This window comes from Rhodococcus sp. 11-3 (genome assembly GCF_023704055.1).
In the GTDB taxonomy this organism is placed as follows: Bacteria; Actinomycetota; Actinomycetes; order Mycobacteriales; family Mycobacteriaceae; genus Rhodococcus; species Rhodococcus aetherivorans.
The window spans coordinates 3,067,100-3,084,906 of the sequence record NZ_CP080406.1 but is presented as its reverse complement, the minus strand read 5'-3'; the positions used below and the strand labels follow the sequence as shown (position 1 = coordinate 3,084,906).

Genomic DNA, 17,807 nt, shown 5'->3' with positions numbered 1-17,807 from the left:
CCGCGGCGATCAGGAACACTGGGGGTCGGGTGCGGGGCCGGCGACGGTGCCGCCCCGGACCGACCGTGGACGAGTACGAGGAGCGAGACGATGGGCAGACCGGCAGCACGTGGCGCCGCCGCGGCGGTGGGGTTCGCGTTGGCGCTGGTCACCGGGTGTTCCTCCTCGAACAGCGGCGACAACCTGCCCACCATCGACGCGGCCACGCCGGCCGTGGCTCCGGCGCCGGCCGTCCCGCCGGCGGGAACGGTGCAGGCGCTGGGCCGTGCCGTCGACGCCCTCACCGTCGATCCTGGCACGAGTACGGTCGCCGCGCTCACCGACGACGGGTCGCGGCTACTGCTGCTCGGGGCCGCCGATCCGGCCGCGACGCCCCGCGAGGTCGCGCTGCCGGCCGCGGCCGTGACCGTGGTTCCCGGGGCCGACGGCGAGGTCCTGGCCCCCGGTCCCGGAGTCGTCGCGCGGGTGGATGTGCGGGCGGGCACCGTCGCCGAGGTGCCGGTCGACGGCGACGCCCGCGCCGCGGCCGTGCTGGCGGACGGCCGCCTCGCCGTGGGCACCGCCGACGGTGTCACCCACGTCGTCGACCCGTCTGGTGCGACGCAGACCGTCCCCGGCCTGGCCTCGGTCGACGCGCTCGCCGCGGTGGGCACGTCGCTCGCCGCCCTGGACCGTCGCCAGACCTCGCTGACCGAGGTCGACGTCGCCGAGGGTGATCTGGGGCTGGCGTTGCGCGCCGGGGAAGGCGCCACGCAGCTGACCACCGATCCGTTCGGCCGGGTGCTGGTGACCGACACCCGCGGCGGGGAACTGCATGTGTACACCCTCGACCCGCTGGTGCTGCGCCAGCGTTACCCGGTGCCGAACGCCCCGTACGGCGTCGCCTACGACACCGCGAACGATCTCGTGTGGGTCACCTCGACCGGCAGCAACGAGGTCATCGGCTACGATCTGTCGACCGGGATTCCGCAGGAGCGGGGCCGGTACGCGACGGTGCGGCAACCGAACTCGGTGGCGGTCGACGCCACCGACGCGGTCCTGGTGATCGGGTCCGCGACCGGGGACGGACTGCAGCGGATCCCGATCGGGGGTGTGTGATGGCAGGGGCACGCGAGGTGGGCGGCCGGTGGACCCGGCTGCCGGTGGGCTGGGACACCAGCAACGACGAGTACGAGTACGTGCCGCTGCGGCTGCCGCGCGACGTGTCCCGGGTCAGCGCGTCGCTGCGGCTCGCCATCCAGGCCGAGTTCCACGGCTGGGAGCTGACGCGGGTGCGGCTGTATCCCGACGGCAGCCGCCGGGTGCTGCTGCGTCGCCGCAAGACCGGCCACCACGTTCCCGAACCCACCGTTCGTTGACGCCGACCCCGGGCACCGCCCGGGCCTGCAGGGAGTGTTACGTGTATCGCTTGTTCCTTCGACTGCTGTTCCTGCTGCCGCCGGAGCGGATCCACCACATCGCGTTCACGGCGATGCGGCTCGCGACCCGGGTCCCGCCGCTGCGGGCGCTGATCGCGAAGGTCCTCGTCGTCGACGATCCGGTGCTGCGCAACACGGTGTTCGGGGTGACGTTCCCGGCCCCGCTCGGCCTTGCGGCCGGCTTCGACAAGGACGCCGCCGGGGTGAACGCCTGGGGCCCCCTCGGCTTCGGGTTCGCCGAGATCGGCACCGTCACCGCCCAGGCGCAGCCCGGCAACCCGGCGCCCCGGCTGTTCCGCCTGCCCGCGGACCGGGCGCTGATCAACCGGATGGGCTTCAACAACCACGGGGCCGGGGAGGCCGCGAACCGCCTGCGCACCCGCGTGCACACCGTCCCCATCGGCGCGAACATCGGCAAGACCAAGATCGTCGCGCCCGGAGACGCCGCCGACGACTACACCGCCAGCGCGCGGCTACTCGGCCCGCTCGCCGACTTCCTCGTCGTCAACGTCTCCTCCCCCAACACGCCCGGGCTGCGGGACCTGCAGGCGGTCGAGTCGCTGCGGCCGCTGCTCGCGGCGGTGCTGGACACCGTGCACGTGCCGGTCCTGGTGAAGATCGCCCCCGACCTGTCCGACGCCGACATCGACGCGGTGGCCGACCTCGCCGTCGAGCTCGGGCTGGCGGGCATCGTCGCCACCAACACCACCATCCGGCGGGACGGGCTGCGCACCGACCCGGCCCGGATCGCGGAGATCGGCGCCGGCGGCCTGTCCGGTCCGCCGGTCGCGGAGCGCTCGCTCGAGGTGCTGCGCCGGCTGCACGCGCGGGTCGGTGACCGGCTGGTGCTGATCTCGGTCGGCGGCGTCGAGACCGCCGAGCAGGCGTGGGAGCGGATCCTCGCCGGCGCGTCGCTGGTGCAGGGCTACACCGGTTTCATCTACGGCGGCCCGTTCTGGGCGCGCCGCATCCACAAGGGCCTCGCCCGCAAGGTGCGGGCCGCGGGCTTCGGTTCGGTCGCCGAGGCGGTCGGCGCGGACGCCCGCGTTTGATCCGCCGAGCCCGGATCGGCGGGCCGGGACACGCCCGTCCGGACAGGCACACCCGTCCGGACGGGTGTGCCTGTCCGATTCCGGTGCGGAGGCGATCCGCGGAACGCGGTCTACTGCTCGAACGTGCCGTGCAGCGTCGCGCGCGCGATCGCGTGCGAGAACACGTTGAAGCCGAGGAACGCGGGCGTCGAGCCGGTGCCCACCCCGTCGAGCTTGTCCACGTCGAGGGCGTGCACGGCCACGATGTAGCGGTGCGGGCCGTGCCCGGCCGGCGGGGCCGCGCCGAGGAATCGGTGCAGGCCGCCGTCGTTCTTCAGGGTGACCGCGCCCTCGGGCAGGCCGGAGCCGGTGTCGTCGCCGGCGCCGGCGGGCAGCGACGTCACCGAGGCCGGGATGTTCGCCACCGCCCAGTGCCAGAACCCGGACGCGGTCGGCGCGTCGGGGTCGAACACGGTGACGACGAAGCTCTTGGTCTCGGGGGGAAAGCCCGACCACGACAGCTGCGGGGAGATGTCCTGCCCGCCGGGAACCCCGAAGATCCCGCTGGCCTGTGCCGGCTTCAGCGGCCGACCGTCGGTGATGTCCTCGCTGGTGAGCTCGAACGTGGGCAGGTCGGGCAGCGGCGCGTACGGGTCGTGGGCCATACCGGTCCTTTCTCTGGGTGCTGGTGTGCTCAGGCGTGCAGCAGGAAGTGTTCCATGACGCGGGTGCCGAAACGCAGCGCGTCGACCGGGACACGCTCGTCCACCCCGTGGAACAGCGCGGCGAAATCCAGCTCCGGGGGCAACTGCAGCGGGGCGAACCCGAAGCAGCGGATGCCGAGCTTGGCGAAGGCCTTCGCGTCGGTGCCGCCGGAGAGCATGTAGGGCACGGTCCGGCCGAGGGGATCGTGGGCCAGGATCGCCGCGTTCATCGCCTCGACGAGTTCGCCGTCGAATGTGGTCTCGTACGAGTCGAGGTCGGTGATCCACTCGCGGGTGACGTCCGGGCCGATCAGTTCGTCGACGGTGCGTTCGAACTCGGCGCGCCGGCCCGGCAGGATGCGGCAGTCGACGACGGCCTGCGCCGTCTGGGGAATGACGTTCGCCTTGTACCCGGCGTCGAGCATGGTGGGGTTGGCGGTGTCGCGCAGGGTGGCGCCGACGATGCGGGCGATGGACCCGAGTTTGGCGAGGGTGCCGTCGAGGTCGGGCGAGGCTGGATCGAAGTCGAGTCCGGTCTCCTCGGCGACGGCGGCGAGGAACTCGGCGACGGAGTCGGTCAGCACGAGCGGGAAGGTGTGGGTGCCGAGCCGGGCGACGGCCCGGGCGAGGGCGGTGACGGCGTTGTCCTCGTGCAGGAACGAGCCGTGGCCGGCGCGGCCCTTGGCGGTCAGCCGCATCCAGCCGAGGCCCTTCTCGGCGGTCTCGACGAGGTAGAGGCGGCGCTCCCCGCCGTCCCGGCGCGGCACGGTCAGGGAGAATCCGCCGACCTCGCCGACGGCCTCGGTGATGCCGTCGAACAGGTCGGGGCGGTGCCGCACGAGCCAGTGGCTGCCGTAGGTGCCGCCGGCCTCCTCGTCGGCGAGGAACGCGAAGACCAGGTCGCGCGGCGGCACGATGTTCTCGGCCTTGAATCGGCGGGCGACGGCCAGCATCATCCCGACCATGTCCTTCATGTCGACCGCGCCGCGACCCCAGACGTAGCCGTTCTCGACGGCGCCGGAGAAGGGGTGCACGCTCCAGTCGGCCGGTTCGGCGGGGACCACGTCGAGGTGCCCGTGCAGCAGCAGTGCGCCCCGGGACGGGTCGGCACCCGGCAGGCGGGCGAACACGTTGCCCCGGCCGGGAGCCCCGGATTCGACGTATTCGGTGGTGTAGCCGACCTCCTCGAGCCGCGCCGCCACCCACATCGCGCAGTCCCGTTCGCCGCGGGTGGTGGCGAGGTCTCCGGTGTTGGAGGTGTCGAAGCGGATCAGCTGCGACACCAGGTCGACGACTTCGGCCTCGGCGCGGGATCCGCCGGCCGGCTGGGCGGGATTCGATGTTGTGGACACGGTCCCCTGTCTACCATCGATCTCGGCAAACACGCAGGTGGGCGGGGCGATTTGGGCGCCGCGACGCGGTGGGTTACTCTTTCACAGCGCCCGCGGAAGTGGGAGCGGAGCAGGTCCGAGTGGCGGAATGGCAGACGCGCTAGCTTGAGGTGCTAGTGTCCTATTAACGGACGTGGGGGTTCAAGTCCCCCCTCGGACACTCTGAGTTGAGACAGACGGCGAAGGCCCCGAACCGATCAGGTTCGGGGCCTTCGCCGTTGCGGCGCCGCGCGGCCGTCCGTCGGGCCCGGCGGCGCGCACCGCCGGAGCGTTCCCCCCCGGACGCCGGGGCGGCCGGACGCGGGCCGCTGACCAGCGGATTGGGACCGCGCGCCCGGGTGGGTTACGCTGAAACGGCACCCGCGGGAGCGGGGAGCATCAGCATGTCCGAGTGGCGGAATGGCAGACGCGCTAGCTTGAGGTGCTAGTGTCCTATTAACGGACGTGGGGGTTCAAGTCCCCCCTCGGACACTCCGAGTCGAGACAGACGGCGAAGGCCCCGAACCGATCAGGTTCGGGGCCTTCGCCGTTGCGGCGCCGGAGCCGCTCAGCCGATCCGGCCGCGGCGGAAGTACGCGATCGGACCGATCCAGTTCACGGCGATCATCGCAGCCCACTTCGCCTTGCTGCCCGCGACCTTGTCCGCCGGGCGCCGCGCCAGATCGATCCATGCCGTCGCCGCGAGCGAGAGCTGCACGCAGGCGAGCGTGAGAACGAGCGTCTGCTGCCACGGGGACAGGTCGCGGAACTTCGGGCGGCGCCGTGCGGTCATCGTCGTCTCCTGGGGTCGGGGATCCTTCCGGCCCGAGCCTGCCAGGTTTCGGGCGCCGTGGGCAGGGCCACAGGTCCCGCGGGGTCGGCCCCGCGCGCACCGCCGGATACCATCGGTCGGTACCGCACCACACGACGAACAGGCCCATGACTTCGCACACCGACGCGTCGGGCATCGACCCGGCCGACCTCGCCACCTGCCTCCGCGTCCTGTCCCTCGTGGACGAGCTCGACGCCGACCATCCGGATTCGGTGACGGTGCAGCGCGCCGTCGGGAGCATGTTCAAAAAGCTCAAGCAGTTGCGCCGCAACGAGACCCGCCGGGCCAAGGTCGCCGCGGACCGGCAGGTGCTCGCGGCGACGGCGACCGGATCGCCCACCCGCATCGACGACGAGACGGCCGGGATCGCGCTGAGCTCGAACGCACCGGGGGCGAGCGCGGGCACCCTGATCCGGCCGCGGGGCTGCTACGTGTGCAAGGACAAGTACACCCGGGTCGATGCGTTCTACCACCAGCTGTGTCCGCGCTGCGCTGCGGAGAACCACGCGAAACGGGACGCCCGTACCGATCTGACGGGACGGCGGGCGCTGCTCACCGGCGGCCGCGCCAAGATCGGCATGTACATCGCGTTGCGGCTGCTGCGGGACGGCGCCCACCTGACGATCACGACCCGCTTCCCGAACGACGCGATCCGCCGCTTCGCCGCCATGGACGACAGCCCCGACTGGCTGCACCGGCTGCGGATCGTCGGCATCGACCTGCGCGACCCCGCCCAGGTCGTGGCGCTCGCGGACGACGTGGCCGCGCAGGGCCCGCTGGACATCCTCGTCAACAACGCCGCGCAGACCGTGCGCCGCTCCCCCGGCGCGTACTCCGCCCTCGCCGAGTCCGAGTCCGGCCCGTTGCCGGCGGGTCCGTTGCCGGAGGTGCTCACCTTCGGCAAACCCTCGGACGCCCATCCGGCCGCGCTGGCCGGGTCGCTGCCGTCCGAGCTGACCGCCGAGTCGCTCACCTCGCTCGCGCTGGTCGCCGGGTCGGCGACTCCCGCACGGATCGCTGCCGGGGTCGCGGTCGACGCCGGCGGCCTGCTGCCCGATCTGGTGCACACCAACAGCTGGGTGCAGACGGTCGGCGAGGTCGAGCCGCTCGAACTGCTCGAGGTGCAGTTGTGCAACTCCGTGGCCCCGTTCATCCTGGTCAATCGCCTGCGACCGGCCCTGGCGGCGTCCCCGGCCCGCCGCACGTACGTGGTGAACGTCTCGGCGATGGAGGGGCAGTTCGGCGGGCGCCGGTACAAGGGCGCCGGGCACCCGCACACCAACATGGCCAAGGCCGCGCTGAACATGCTCACCCGCACCAGCGCCGAGGACCTGCGCGCCGACGGGATCCTCATGACCGCCGTCGACACCGGCTGGATCACCGACGAACGGCCCCACCACACGAAGCTGCGCCTGGCCGACGAGGGCTTCCACGCCCCGCTCGACCTCGTCGACGGGGCGGCCCGCGTGTACGACCCGATCGTGCAGGGCGAGGCCGGGGTGGACCTGTACGGCTGCTTCCTCAAGGACTACCGCCCGGCCCCGTGGTGAGCGCGCCGGCACCCGGCAGCTGAGATCCATCCGACACGTCCCCGCAGGTGGAGACCAGTTCCACACCGCCGGGAGCGGCCAGGGAGACCCCCGGACGGGGATACTGGAAGGCACACGTCACCGCCGCCCCCGGAGGACCCCATGCCCGTTGCCGTAGTCCACGCCGCGACCCCGGAAGGACATGCCGCGCTCACCACGGCCGCCCGCGAGGCCGCACACAGCGACGGCACGACCCTCGTGCTCGTCGCGGTCGACGACGACGGCCCGTCCGGGCAGCGGGAACTCGAGTCGGTCCGCACGGACGTCACCGCCACCCTCGGCGCCGACGGGTGGGAGCTGCGGACGGCGGTGCACGACGGGGACCCGGTCGGCGCCCTCGTCGACCTGGTGGAGCGGTCCGGCGCGGAACGTCTCGTGGTGGGCACCCGCGACCGCAACGCGCTCGGCAAGTTCCTGCTGGAACGACGCCTGCAGCGGCTGCTGCTCGAGGTGCCGGTGCCCGTCCTCGTCGTCAAGGGCACCGACGCGGACGCAGGATAGAAGCCCGGAACTGCCGCTCCCCCGCCCGATCCGGATAGGCTGGCGGCATGGCGTACCGGCTGTTGGCCGACGTCACCGTGGTCGTGCACCTGGCCTTCCTGCTGTATGTGACGTTCGGCGGTTTCCTGGCGTGGCGGTGGCCCCGCACGCTGGTGCTGCACGTCGTGGCGGTGGTGTGGGGGTTCGCCACCGTCCTCGTCGGGTTCGACTGCCCGCTGACCGATCTGGAGAACTGGGCGCGGCGCCGCGCCGGGATCGCCGGCCTGCCGCCGAGCGGGTTCATCGACCACTACCTGACCGGGGTGATCTACCCGGAATCGGCGGTGGGGCTCGTGCGGGCCGCGGTGGCGGTGACGATCGTGGTGTCCTGGCTCGGCTGGTGGCTGCGGCGCCGTCGTGTGAGCCGCGTCGCATCCCGACTTACCCGGCAGTAGGGTGTGGCGCATGACTGCCTCCCGCGATCTCGACATCGTCGTCTACGGCGCCACCGGCTTCGTCGGCCGGCTCACCGCCGCCTACCTCGCCGAGCACGCCCCCGAAGGGGTGCGCATCGCGCTCGCCGGCCGCTCCGCCGAGCGCCTCGAACGGATCCGCACCGGGCTGGGCGCCGCCGCGGCGGCCTGGCCGGTGCTCGCGGCGAACGCCGGCGACCCGCAGTCGCTCGCCGCCCTCGCCGCCCGGACCCGCGTGGTGGTCACGACGGTCGGGCCCTACGCCAAGTACGGGCTGCCGCTGGTGCAGGCCTGTGCCGAGGCGGGCACCGACTACGTCGATCTCACCGGCGAGGTGCTGTTCCACCGCGAGAGCATCGACCGGTTCGACGACGTGGCCCGCCGCACCGGCGCCCGCATCGTCCATTCCTGCGGATTCGACTCGATCCCCTCCGACCTCGGCGTGCACGCGCTGCACCGGGCCGTACAGGCCGACGGCGCCGGCGACCTGACCGACACGACCCTGGTGGTGCGTGCGATGCGGGGCGGCGTCAGCGGCGGCACGATCGACTCGATGCGCACCCAGGTGGACGTGGTGCGCCGGGACGCCGAGGCCCGCAAGGTCGCCCTCGCCCCGTACTCGCTGTCGCCGGACCGGTCCCGCGAGCCGGACCTCGGGCGGCAGAACGACCTGGCGACCGTCGACGGGAAGTCCGTCGCCCCCGAGCTGTCCGGCCGGCTCGCACCGTTCTTCATGGGCCCCTACAACACGCGGGTGGTGCGCCGCAGCAACGCGCTCACCGGCTGGGCGTACGGGCCGCGGTTCCGCTACCGGGAGGTGATGAACGTCGGCTCGTCGCGGTTGTCGCCCCTTGTGGCGACCGGTGTCGCGGCCGGCTTCGGGGCGCTGGTGGCGGGCCTGGCGTTCCCCCCGACCCGGTTCCTGCTCGACAAGGTGCTGCCCGCGCCCGGGCAGGGCCCGTCCGAGTCGGCGCGCGAACGCGGCTTCTTCACCATCGACCTGTACACCACGACGAGCACCGGCGCCCGCTACACCGCCCGCGTCGCCGCCCAGGGCGATCCCGGGTACAAGGCGACCGCGGTGATGCTCGGCGAGTCGGCGCTGTCGCTGATCCTCGGCGGCGACCGTCTCCACGCGGGCGGCGGGGTGCTCACCCCCGCGACGGCCTTCGGGGACGTGCTCACCGACCGGTTGCGCGCCGCCGGATTCGAGATCACGGCCCGGCGCCTGCCGTGACCGGCCGCGGCGGCATCCCCGGGCGCGACACGCCGCCCGAAGATGCCGCCGCCGCGCACGACCGGCTATGCTCGGACGGATCGTCGCGAGCGCGGCGGACAGCAGACCGGCGAAGGGACACGAACGTGCAGGCGACGAGCATCGCGGCGGCTCCGGCCACCCTGCTCGCGTTGATGGCGTTCTGGCCCACCCGACGGGGCGCGTGCTTCGACCAGGAGTGTTGCTGAGCGGCGTCCGCCGCCCACCCTCCCCCGGTTCGCTCCTTCGTGGTCGGAGTCTTCTGCATGTTCGCTCTCCTGGTGTTCACGCTCGTCGGTATCGGCGCACAGCTCGTCGACGGTGCCCTCGGCATGGCCTTCGGTGTCACCGCCACCACCCTCCTGATCTTCAGCGGGATCGGCCCCGCACACGCCAGCGCCGCCGTGCACCTCGCGGAGGTCGGCACCACCCTCGTCTCCGGCGCCTCGCACTGGCGGTTCCGGAACGTGGACTGGGGGGTGGTCGCGAAGCTGGGCGTGCCCGGCGCGGTCGGCGCATTCCTCGGCGCCACCGTGCTCTCCAGCCTGTCCACCGAGGCCGCGATTCCGGTGACATCGACGATCCTGCTGGCCATCGGTGTCTATGTGGCGCTGCGGTTCTCCGTCCGGCCGCCCGCCGTCGCGCACGCCCGCACCTCGCCGCACTCGGCGAGGTTCCTGTCTCCGCTGGGCCTGTTCGGCGGGTTCATCGACGCCAGCGGCGGCGGTGGATGGGGGCCGATCACCACGAGCACCCTGCTCTCCCGCGGCAAGACGGCCCCGCGGACGGTGATCGGCTCGGTCAGCGCCTCCGAGTTCCTCGTCGCGCTCGCCGCCAGCATCGGCTTCCTCGTCGGTCTCGGCCGGGAATCGCTCGGCAACCTCCTCGTCGTGGCCGGTCTCGCCCTGGGCGGGGCGATCGCCGCGCCGATCGCGGCATGGCTGGTCAGCCGGGTGCCGGCCACCCTGCTCGGCACCGCCGTCGGCGGCGTCATCGTGCTGACCAACGCGCAGAAGCTGTTCACGGCGTTCGAGATCTCCGGCACGGCCTCCACCCTGCTGTACCTGCTGATCGTGGCCGGATGGATCGCGCTGCTCACGGTCTCGTGGCGCCGCTCCCGGCTCACCCGCGCCGAATCCGCCGGTGCGCTCGAACGCCTCGAGCCGGCCCGCCCCGAACTGCGCGAGCCGGCCGCGGACCGCACGAGCTGAACCTCGCTCTAGGCTCGGCGCATGACGCGCCCCCTCGCCCTGCTCGACGACTACAGCGCCGCCCTCGCCGACGCCGGCCTCGACGTCCCGGCCGACCCGGCCACCGGCATCCGCTGCGCCCCGGCCGGGCACTTCCTCGCCGCCCGGCTGCCGGTGGGCGACCTCGCCACGGGGGCCGTGGCGGCCTTCGCGTCGGCCGCCGACCGATACCGCCACACCCGCGGACTCGAGCCGCAGGGGGCGCGGCTCGACCCGGAGCGCATCGCCGCCTCGTTCGCCGGGGACCGGATGCTGCGCCTGGCCGGCCGGCCCGTTCACGGGTTCGCGGCACTGTCCGGGTTCTTCGCCGCCGCCGACGGGTGGGTGCGCACCCACGCCAACTACCCGCACCACCGCGTGCGTCTGCTCCGCGCACTCGACCTGCCGGACGGTGCGGGCCGGGACGACTGCGCCGCCCGGATCCGGCAGCTGCCCGCCGCGGCGGTCGAGGACGCGGCCGCCGCGCACGACGCGATCGCGGTGCGGGTGCGCACCGAGCACGAGTGGGCCACGAGCGCGCAGGGCCGGGGCGCGGCGGCGGGCCCGCTGGTACGGATCCTCGCCCGGTCCGACAGTGCCGGCGAGACCCGGCCGGGCGGCGATCCGGCGCGGCCACTGACCGGGATCCGGGTGCTGGATCTGACCCGGGTGATCGCCGGCCCCGTCGCCGCCCGGGCGCTGGCCATGCTGGGGGCGGACGTGCTGCGGGTGGATCCGCCCGCGCTGCCCGAGATCGCCTGGCAGCACGCCGAGAACGGGCAGGGCAAGCGCACCGCGCTGCTGGACCTGCGCACCGCCCGCGGCCGGGAGACGTGCCGCCGCCTGCTCGCCGACGCCGACGTGCTGCTCACCGGCTACCGGCCCGGGGCGCTCGACGCGCTGATCGGCGCACCCGTGCACCAGGCCCGGCCGGGCGTGGTGCACGGCCGGGTGTGCGCGTGGGGATGGTCCGGGCCGTGGGCGCCCCGTCGCGGCTTCGACTCGATCGTGCAGGCCGCCTCCGGGATCGCCGTCGTCGAGGGCCGCCCGGACGCGCCGGGAGTGCTCCCGGTGCAGGCTCTCGACCACGCGAGCGGCTACCTGCTCGCGGCCGGGGTGCTCGACGCGCTCACCGCGCGGCTCCGGGACGGGCGGGGCCGCGACGCAGCGGTCGCGCTGGCCCGCACCGGGGCGTGGCTGCTGCAGGCGCCCGGCCGCAACCCGCACCCGGCGACGCCGGCGAGCCCCGGCGCGGGCACCGTGGCCACGCACGCGGCGGTGACCGCGGCCCGGCCCGCGCTCGCCGAGTATCCGGACTATCCGTTCCCGGCCCGCGCGTGGGGCGCCGATCCGGCGGCCTGGGCCCCGGCTCCGGTGTCTAGGGTGCGGCGTCGAACGCGTCGAGGATCTGCTGGGCGGCCAGGGCTGCCGTGAGGGAGCCGTCGCGCACGGCGCGTTCGACATCGCCGCGGAGCGCACGCACCCGCGGGTTGGTCTCGAGCCGGCGCAGCAGCTGGTCGTGCACCATGGTCCAGGTCCAGTCCACCAGCTGGCGGCGCCGGTTCTCCTCGAACAGGCCCGCCTCGGTGAGCACCCGGCGGTGTTCGAGGACGGTGTCCCAGAACGTGTCCAGGCCGGCGCCCTCCAGGCCGCTCATGGTGATCACCGGGGGTTTCCACACCGCGTCGTGCGGGTGCACGAGCCGCAGCGCGCCGGCGAGTTCCCGGGCCGCCACCCGCGCGTCGCGTTCGAACGGCCCGTCGGCCTTGTTCACCGCGACGAGGTCGGCGAGTTCGAGGACGCCCTTCTTGATGCCCTGCAGCTGGTCGCCGGTGCGGGCGAGGGTCAGGAAGGTGAAGCAGTCCACCATGTTCGCGACGGTGACCTCGGACTGCCCGACGCCGACGGTCTCGACGAGGATCACGTCGAATCCGGCGGCCTCGAGCAGCACCATCGTCTCGCGGGTGGCCTTGGCGACGCCGCCGAGGGTGCCGGCCGTGGGGGACGGCCGGATGTAGGCGTCGCGCTGCACCGACAACCGGGCCATGCGCGTCTTGTCGCCGAGGATGGAGCCGCCGGTGCGGGTCGACGACGGGTCCACCGCGAGCACCGCCACCCGGTGGCCCTTGCCGAGCAGGTACATGCCCAACGCGTCGATGAAGGTGGACTTGCCGACGCCGGGGACGCCGGTGATGCCCACGCGCATCGCTCCGCCCGCCTCCGGGAGCAGGCGCAGCAGCAGCTGTTGTGCCTGCTCCCGGTGGTCGTCCCGGGTGGATTCGACCAGGGTGATCGCCTTCGCCAGGCCGGCCCGCCGGTTGGCGAGCACGGCCTCGGCGAGGGCGTCGACGTCGACCGCGGGCCGACGGGTGGGACTGCCGACCGGGGTGCTGCCCATGCCGGGTCAGGCTCCCAGGTCGTGACCGAGCTGGTCGGCGAGCTTGTGCAGCAGGCCCACCGCGGCGTCCGCGATGACGGTGCCGGGCGGGAAGATCGCCGCGGCCCCGGCCTGGTACAGCTCGTCGAAGTCGCCGGGCGGGATGACGCCGCCGACGACGATCATGATGTCCGGGCGGCCCACCTCGGCGAGGGCCTCCCGCAGCGCGGGCACCAGGGTCAGGTGTCCCGCGGCCAACGACGACACGCCGATGACGTGCACGTCGTTGTCGGCCGCCTGGTTCGCGACCTCCTCGGGGGTCTGGAACAGCGGTCCCACGTCGACGTCGAAGCCGAGGTCGGCGAAGGCGGTGGCGATCACCTTCTGCCCGCGGTCGTGACCGTCCTGCCCCATCTTCGCGACGAGGATGCGCGGCCGGCGGCCCTCCTCCTCGGCGAACTTCTCGACGAGTTCGGTTGCGGTGCTGATGTTGCCTGCCTTTCCGGCCTCGTCCCGGTAGACCCCGCTGATGGTGCGGATCTCGGCCTGGTGCCGTCCGTACACCTTCTCGAGGGCGTCGGAGATCTCGCCGACGGTGGCCTTGGCGCGGGCCGCGTCGATGGCCAGGGCCAGCAGGTTGTGGTCCGGGCCGCCGTCGGCCGAGCCGGCGGCGCGGGTCAGCGCGTCCAGCGCGACCTGCACGGCCTCGGGATCACGGTCGGCGCGCAACTGCTCGAGCTTGGCGATCTGCTCGGCCCGCACGCGGGAGTTCTCGACCTTGAGGACCTCGATCTCGTGGTCCTCGGTGACCTGATACTTGTTGACGCCGATCACCGGCTGGCGGCCGGAGTCGATCCGCGCCTGGGTGCGGGCCGCGGCCTCCTCGATGCGCAGCTTCGGGATGCCCTCGGAGATGGCCTGGGCCATGCCGCCGGCCTCCTCGACCTCCGCGATGTGCTTGCGGGCGCGGTTGGCGAGCTCGTGGGTGAGCCATTCGAGGTAGTACGAGCCGCCCCACGGGTCGATCGGCCGGGTGGTGCCCGATTCCTGCTGCAGCAGCAGCTGGGTGTTGCGGGCGATGCGGGCGGAGAAGTCGGTCGGCAGTGCCAGCGCCTCGTCGAGGGCGTTGGTGTGCAGCGACTGGGTGTGGCCCTGGGTCGCGGCCATCGCCTCGATGCAGGTGCGGGCGACGTTGTTGAACACGTCCTGCGCGGTGAGCGACCAGCCGGAGGTCTGCGAGTGGGTGCGCAGCGACTTGGACTTGGCCGACTTCGGGTGGAACTTCTCGACGAGCTCGGCCCACAGCAGACGGCCGGCCCGCATCTTGGCGATCTCCATGTAGAAGTTCATCCCGATGGCCCAGAAGAAGGACAGGCGCGGGGCGAACTTGTCGATCTCCATGCCCGCGTCGAGGCCGGCGCGGAGGTACTCGACGCCGTCGGCGAGGGTGTAGGCCAGCTCGAGGTCGGCGGTCGCACCGGCCTCCTGGATGTGGTAGCCGGAGATCGAGATGGAGTTGAAGCGCGGCATGTTCGCGCTGGTGTAGGCGAAGATGTCGGAGATGATCCGCATCGACGGCTTGGGCGGATAGATGTAGGTGTTGCGGACCATGAACTCCTTCAGAATGTCGTTCTGAATGGTTCCGGCCAGCTGCTCGGGCTTGACGCCCTGCTCCTCCGCGGCGACGACGTACAGCGCCAGGATCGGCAGGACGGCGCCGTTCATGGTCATCGACACCGACACCTGCGACAGGTCGATGCCGTCGAACAGCTGCCGCATGTCGAGGATCGAGTCGATCGCGACGCCGGCCATGCCGACATCGCCCTGCACGCGGGGATGATCCGAGTCGTAGCCGCGGTGGGTGGCCAGGTCGAACGCCACCGACAGGCCCTTCTGCCCGGCCGCGAGGTTGCGCCGGTAGAAGGCGTTGGACTCGGCGGCGGTGGAGAAGCCCGCGTACTGGCGGATGGTCCACGGCTGGTTGACGTACATCGTCGGGTACGGGCCGCGCACGAACGGCTCGAGGCCCGGGTAGCTGCCCAGCGGGTAGCCCTCGGCGACGATCCGGTCGCGGTCGGCCTTGGTGTAGACGGGCTTGACGTCGATGCCCTCGGGCGTGGACCACACCACCTGATCGGTCGTGTAGTGGTTGGCGGCGGCGACCGATGCGACGAGCGCCGTGGCCTGCTCCTCGGTGGGGGCGGCGGGAGCCGGCGCCGCCGGATCCGTCAGCGGGACGTCGGCGAAGCTGCCGATCTCGTGTTCGATGCTCACTTACGCTCCCAGGGTGGTCAGCAGGTCGGTCAGCGCGGCGATCGCGTCGATCTTGGCGGTGAGGAACCCGTCCGGGCGCTCGGCGCCGGTGGTCTCGCTCACGGCCCTCTCCGGCCCGGCCAGCAGGACGGTACCGATCCCGGCGCCGCGGAGCGCGGTGACCGCGGCGGCGGCCTGTTCGCCGTAGCGCTTGTCGGTGCCGCACACGACGGCGACGGTGGCGCCCGAGTCGCGGACGGCGGCGGCGATGCTGTCGTCGTCGACGGACAGCGGGCCGGGGTTGACCGTCTCGATGCCGCCGGAGGCGAGCAGGTTCGCGGCGAACGTCGTGCGGATGTTGTGCTCGGCGATCGGGCCGAGCGGGGCGAGCAGCGCCCTGGGCCGGGTGCCGTGCGCGGCGAGATGGACGTCGGAGCGGTTGCGCAGCGCCTCGAACGCCGCGGCGTACCGGGCGACATCGGCGCCGGCGTCGGCGGTCTCCGCGGGCAGCGGGGCCTCGGCGAGGTTCGGGAACTCGTTGACGCCGGTCACCGCGGTCCGGCGGTGGGCGATGTCGGAGTCCCGGCGGGCGCGGGTGGCGGCGATGCGCTCGCCGATCAGGCCGTCGTCGAGGGCGGTGCGGTAGCCGCCGGCCGCCTCGATCTGCTGGAAGAACTCCCACGCCTTGGCCGCGATCTGCGCCGTGAGTTCCTCGACGTACCAGGACCCGGCGGCCGGGTCGAGGACGCGGCCGAGGTTGGATTCCTCGAGCAGCAGCAGCTGGGTGTTGCGGGCGATGCGCGCGGAGAAGGCCTCCGACACGCCGAGCACACCGGTCGGCAGGGCGGTGTCGAACGGGAGCACGGTGACCGCGTCCGCCCCGCCGATGCCGGCGCCGAACGCGGCGAGGGTGGTGCGCAGCATGTTCACCCAGGGGTCGCGCTGGGTCATCATCGCGGCGGAGGTGACGGCGTGCTGGGGGGCGTGGCCGGCCTCGGCGGCGCCCACGACCTGCGCGATGCGGGCCCACAGCTGCCGGCCGGCGCGGAACTTGGCGATGGTCTGGAACTGGTCGTCGGTCGCGGCGAGCCGGAACTCGATCTGGCCGAGCGCACGGGCCGCGGACTGGCGGCTGCCGGTCAGCTCGCGCAGGTACTCGAGGCCGGCGGCGACGGCGGCCCCGAGTTCCTCGGCGTCGGCGGCCCCGGCGTTGTGGAACGCGGTGCCGTCGACGGTGAGGGCCCGCACGGTCTCGGCGCGGTCCGCGGCGGCGTGGGCGAGTTCGACGGCCTGGGCCACGGTGACGTCGGCCCGACCCGAGAACGCGCTGGTCAGCGGCGCGGCACCGAGGTGCAGGCGCACGGCGCCGCGGTCGGCGACGTCGGTGCGCGCATCGAGCAGGGCGTAGAGGGCGGCCGCCGCGGCGGCGGTGTCGGCGCCGGCGTCGAGGGTGACCGGCGCGAGGTCGAACAGGACCTTGTCGAGCGCGGCGGGCAGGTCGGCGATCGCGATGCCGTCCGCGCCGACGCGCAGCCACAGGGCGCTGACGCCGTTCTCGAGGGCGTCGAGGATGCGCTCGTTCACGTCACCGGCGGTGTCGCCGAAGCGGGCGCTGACGAGCCAGCCGGTGTTGACGTCGCGGGTCGCGGAACCGCCGCGGACGAACGGGAAGGAGCCGGGCAACGGCGCCTCGGGACGCTCGTCGCGCACGCCGTAGAGGGGGGCGACGGCGACGTCGTCGTAGGTGGTGGTCGCGAGCAGCCGCTGCGGTTCCGGTCCGAGCTCCGCGGGGTCGACGCGGCGGGACTTGGCCAGCACCCCCGCCACCGCCTCCTGCCACTGCGCATAGGCGCGCGCAGCGTCCTCGGCTTCTGAAGCTAATGACACGTGAGGGTCCTCTCGTACGCAGCGGGCGGGCTCGCCGAACACGGCCGTGGGAAACCTTAAACCGATTCCGATGTGATGCTAGCCGCATACACGCCGGCCCTATTGTGGGGATCACCACAGTTTCCCTAGCGATCGATAATGTCGTCGCCTAAGGAATCTACCGCGTGCCGAGGCAACCGCTCGTCCGGCCCCCGGCCCCGGTATCGTGACCGTTCGTGACGAGGATGCTGCGGGACCGCCGGATCCTCGGTGCCCTCGCCGTACTGGCCGCGCTCGCGGTCGTCGCGGTGCTGCTCCCCCACCCGTCCGTCGCCGAGGTGCGTGCGTGGGCCGAGTCGGCCGGGCCGCTCTTCCCGCTGCTGTTCTTCCTGATCCACGCGGTGGTGACCGTGGCCCCGTTCCCGCGGACGGTGTTCACCCTCAGCGCCGGGGTGCTGTTCGGGTCGGCCACCGGGATCGCGGTGACCGTCGCCGCCACGACCGTCAGCGCCGTGCTGGCGCTGCTGCTGGTGCGCGCGATCGGCCGCGGCGTGGTCGAGGCCCACCTGAATCATCCGACGGCGCAGGCGGTCGACGAGCGGCTGGCCCGCCGGGGCTGGCTCGCGGTGGGGTCGCTGCGGCTGATCGCGCCGCTGCCGTTCGCGGTGGTCAACTACTGCTGCGGGGTCTCGTCGGTGCGGCTGGTCCCGTACACGCTGGGCACGGTCGCCGGCATCCTGCCGGGCACGGTGGGCGTGGTGCTGCTCGGCGACGCCCTGACGGGACGGACCGATCCCGCATTGCTGGCGGTCTCGGCGGTGTGCATCGCTCTCGGCGCGTCGGGACTGTGGCTCGAGTCGCGCCTCCCGGCGCCCCGCCCCGCGCCCGACCGGTCAAGTCTGAAACCTTGATTTTCCATATTCAAGTCTG

The 17,807-nt window shown here is 73.1% G+C and carries 16 protein-coding genes and 2 tRNA genes; 12 read left to right on the top strand and 6 right to left on the bottom strand.

Annotated elements, in window-relative coordinates; translation table 11 throughout:
* The first annotated feature begins 90 nt into the window (after positions 1-90).
* Genes KZJ41_RS14695 through KZJ41_RS14685 form a run of 3 tightly spaced genes read left to right on the top strand, consistent with a single transcriptional unit; the run spans position 91 to position 2,470 of the window.
* Positions 91-1,098 (top strand): hypothetical protein, encoded by a 1,008-nt coding sequence (locus KZJ41_RS14695; protein ID WP_050035236.1) that lies wholly within the window; start codon positions 91-93, stop codon positions 1,096-1,098.
* Positions 1,098-1,358 (top strand): DUF5703 family protein, encoded by a 261-nt coding sequence (locus KZJ41_RS14690; RefSeq protein WP_006939347.1) that lies wholly within the window; start codon positions 1,098-1,100, stop codon positions 1,356-1,358. Before KZJ41_RS14695 ends, KZJ41_RS14690 begins: the two co-directional genes overlap by 1 nt.
* Positions 1,359-1,399: 41 nt before the next feature.
* On the top strand, positions 1,400-2,470 hold the full coding sequence (locus tag KZJ41_RS14685; protein WP_161995990.1) for a quinone-dependent dihydroorotate dehydrogenase: 1,071 nt from the start codon (positions 1,400-1,402) through the stop codon (positions 2,468-2,470).
* 110 nt (positions 2,471-2,580) lie between these two features.
* Here KZJ41_RS14685 and KZJ41_RS14680 read toward each other — a convergent pair whose 3' ends face one another.
* Entirely contained in the window at positions 2,581-3,114 is a 534-nt protein-coding gene (locus KZJ41_RS14680) for a YbhB/YbcL family Raf kinase inhibitor-like protein (protein ID WP_006939343.1), read from the bottom strand.
* Positions 3,115-3,143: 29 nt separating this feature from the next.
* The gene (locus KZJ41_RS14675; protein ID WP_050035234.1) at positions 3,144-4,505 is read right to left on the bottom strand and encodes a M20/M25/M40 family metallo-hydrolase; all 1,362 of its coding nucleotides are present in this window, start codon (positions 4,503-4,505) and stop codon (positions 3,144-3,146) included.
* A 113-nt stretch (positions 4,506-4,618) separates the two neighbouring features.
* On the opposite strand from KZJ41_RS14675, the gene KZJ41_RS14670 reads away from it, so the two are divergent.
* Together KZJ41_RS14670 and KZJ41_RS14665 are read left to right on the top strand one after the other, a co-directional pair.
* Positions 4,619-4,704, top strand: a tRNA-Leu gene (locus tag KZJ41_RS14670).
* A 225-nt stretch (positions 4,705-4,929) separates the two neighbouring features.
* Positions 4,930-5,015: transfer RNA gene (locus KZJ41_RS14665), tRNA-Leu, on the top strand.
* A gap of 76 nt (positions 5,016-5,091) precedes the next feature.
* Here the strand turns inward: KZJ41_RS14665 and KZJ41_RS14660 are convergent.
* Positions 5,092-5,316, bottom strand: coding sequence for a PLDc N-terminal domain-containing protein (locus KZJ41_RS14660; RefSeq protein ID WP_006939339.1), 225 nt, complete (start codon positions 5,314-5,316; stop codon positions 5,092-5,094).
* A gap of 146 nt (positions 5,317-5,462) precedes the next feature.
* On the opposite strand from KZJ41_RS14660, the gene KZJ41_RS14655 reads away from it, so the two are divergent.
* From KZJ41_RS14655 to KZJ41_RS14630, 6 genes are all read left to right on the top strand, one after another.
* Positions 5,463-6,905 carry an SDR family oxidoreductase gene (locus KZJ41_RS14655; RefSeq protein ID WP_006939337.1) on the top strand — a complete coding sequence of 481 codons (1,443 nt, stop codon included), beginning with the start codon at positions 5,463-5,465 and terminating at the stop codon, positions 6,903-6,905.
* Between the two features lie 141 nt (positions 6,906-7,046).
* Positions 7,047-7,445 carry a universal stress protein gene (locus KZJ41_RS14650; protein WP_185712751.1) on the top strand — a complete coding sequence of 133 codons (399 nt, stop codon included), beginning with the start codon at positions 7,047-7,049 and terminating at the stop codon, positions 7,443-7,445.
* A gap of 47 nt (positions 7,446-7,492) precedes the next feature.
* A complete protein-coding gene (locus tag KZJ41_RS14645; protein WP_006939334.1) occupies positions 7,493-7,879 on the top strand; it encodes a DUF2784 domain-containing protein in 387 nt (128 codons plus the stop codon).
* 10 nt (positions 7,880-7,889) lie between these two features.
* Entirely contained in the window at positions 7,890-9,134 is a 1,245-nt protein-coding gene (locus KZJ41_RS14640) for a trans-acting enoyl reductase family protein (protein WP_251549243.1), read from the top strand.
* A 284-nt stretch (positions 9,135-9,418) separates the two neighbouring features.
* Entirely contained in the window at positions 9,419-10,363 is a 945-nt protein-coding gene (locus KZJ41_RS14635; RefSeq protein ID WP_006939331.1) for a sulfite exporter TauE/SafE family protein, read from the top strand.
* Between the two features lie 21 nt (positions 10,364-10,384).
* Positions 10,385-11,815, top strand: a complete 1,431-nt coding sequence (locus KZJ41_RS14630) for a CoA transferase (protein ID WP_029543678.1) — start codon at positions 10,385-10,387, stop codon at positions 11,813-11,815.
* On the opposite strand, the gene meaB is transcribed toward KZJ41_RS14630, so the two are convergent.
* Genes meaB through mutA form a run of 3 tightly spaced genes read right to left on the bottom strand, consistent with a single transcriptional unit; the run spans position 11,760 to position 16,898 of the window.
* Positions 11,760-12,779 carry a methylmalonyl Co-A mutase-associated GTPase MeaB gene (gene meaB, locus KZJ41_RS14625; protein WP_006939329.1) on the bottom strand — a complete coding sequence of 340 codons (1,020 nt, stop codon included), beginning with the start codon at positions 12,777-12,779 and terminating at the stop codon, positions 11,760-11,762. The two genes, KZJ41_RS14630 and meaB, sit on opposite strands and share 56 nt — an antisense overlap.
* A gap of 6 nt (positions 12,780-12,785) precedes the next feature.
* On the bottom strand, positions 12,786-15,032 hold the full coding sequence (scpA, locus tag KZJ41_RS14620; protein WP_006939328.1) for a methylmalonyl-CoA mutase: 2,247 nt from the start codon (positions 15,030-15,032) through the stop codon (positions 12,786-12,788).
* The gene (gene mutA / locus KZJ41_RS14615; RefSeq protein ID WP_251549241.1) at positions 15,033-16,898 is read right to left on the bottom strand and encodes a methylmalonyl-CoA mutase small subunit; all 1,866 of its coding nucleotides are present in this window, start codon (positions 16,896-16,898) and stop codon (positions 15,033-15,035) included.
* Between the two features lie 224 nt (positions 16,899-17,122).
* On the opposite strand from mutA, the gene KZJ41_RS14610 reads away from it, so the two are divergent.
* Complete coding sequence (locus KZJ41_RS14610; protein ID WP_170914090.1) at positions 17,123-17,788, top strand: TVP38/TMEM64 family protein; 666 nt, start codon at positions 17,123-17,125, stop codon at positions 17,786-17,788.
* Positions 17,789-17,807 lie beyond the last annotated feature (19 nt).

What these genes read in the sequence shown, in the direction of transcription:
- KZJ41_RS14695 (WP_050035236.1), top strand. Translation starts at nt 91, where the DNA reads ATGGGCAGACCGGCAGCACGTGGCGCCGCCGCGGCGGTGGGGTTCGCG.
- KZJ41_RS14690 (WP_006939347.1), top strand. Translation starts at nt 1,098, where the DNA reads ATGGCAGGGGCACGCGAGGTGGGCGGCCGGTGGACCCGGCTGCCGGTG.
- KZJ41_RS14680 (WP_006939343.1), bottom strand. Translation starts at nt 3,114, where the DNA reads ATGGCCCACGACCCGTACGCGCCGCTGCCCGACCTGCCCACGTTCGAG.
- KZJ41_RS14660 (WP_006939339.1), bottom strand. Translation starts at nt 5,316, where the DNA reads ATGACCGCACGGCGCCGCCCGAAGTTCCGCGACCTGTCCCCGTGGCAG.
- KZJ41_RS14655 (WP_006939337.1), top strand. Translation starts at nt 5,463, where the DNA reads ATGACTTCGCACACCGACGCGTCGGGCATCGACCCGGCCGACCTCGCC.
- KZJ41_RS14650 (WP_185712751.1), top strand. Translation starts at nt 7,047, where the DNA reads ATGCCCGTTGCCGTAGTCCACGCCGCGACCCCGGAAGGACATGCCGCG.
- KZJ41_RS14645 (WP_006939334.1), top strand. Translation starts at nt 7,493, where the DNA reads ATGGCGTACCGGCTGTTGGCCGACGTCACCGTGGTCGTGCACCTGGCC.
- KZJ41_RS14640 (WP_251549243.1), top strand. Translation starts at nt 7,890, where the DNA reads ATGACTGCCTCCCGCGATCTCGACATCGTCGTCTACGGCGCCACCGGC.
- KZJ41_RS14635 (WP_006939331.1), top strand. Translation starts at nt 9,419, where the DNA reads ATGTTCGCTCTCCTGGTGTTCACGCTCGTCGGTATCGGCGCACAGCTC.
- KZJ41_RS14630 (WP_029543678.1), top strand. Translation starts at nt 10,385, where the DNA reads ATGACGCGCCCCCTCGCCCTGCTCGACGACTACAGCGCCGCCCTCGCC.
- meaB (WP_006939329.1), bottom strand. Translation starts at nt 12,779, where the DNA reads ATGGGCAGCACCCCGGTCGGCAGTCCCACCCGTCGGCCCGCGGTCGAC.
- KZJ41_RS14610 (WP_170914090.1), top strand. Translation starts at nt 17,123, where the DNA reads ATGCTGCGGGACCGCCGGATCCTCGGTGCCCTCGCCGTACTGGCCGCG.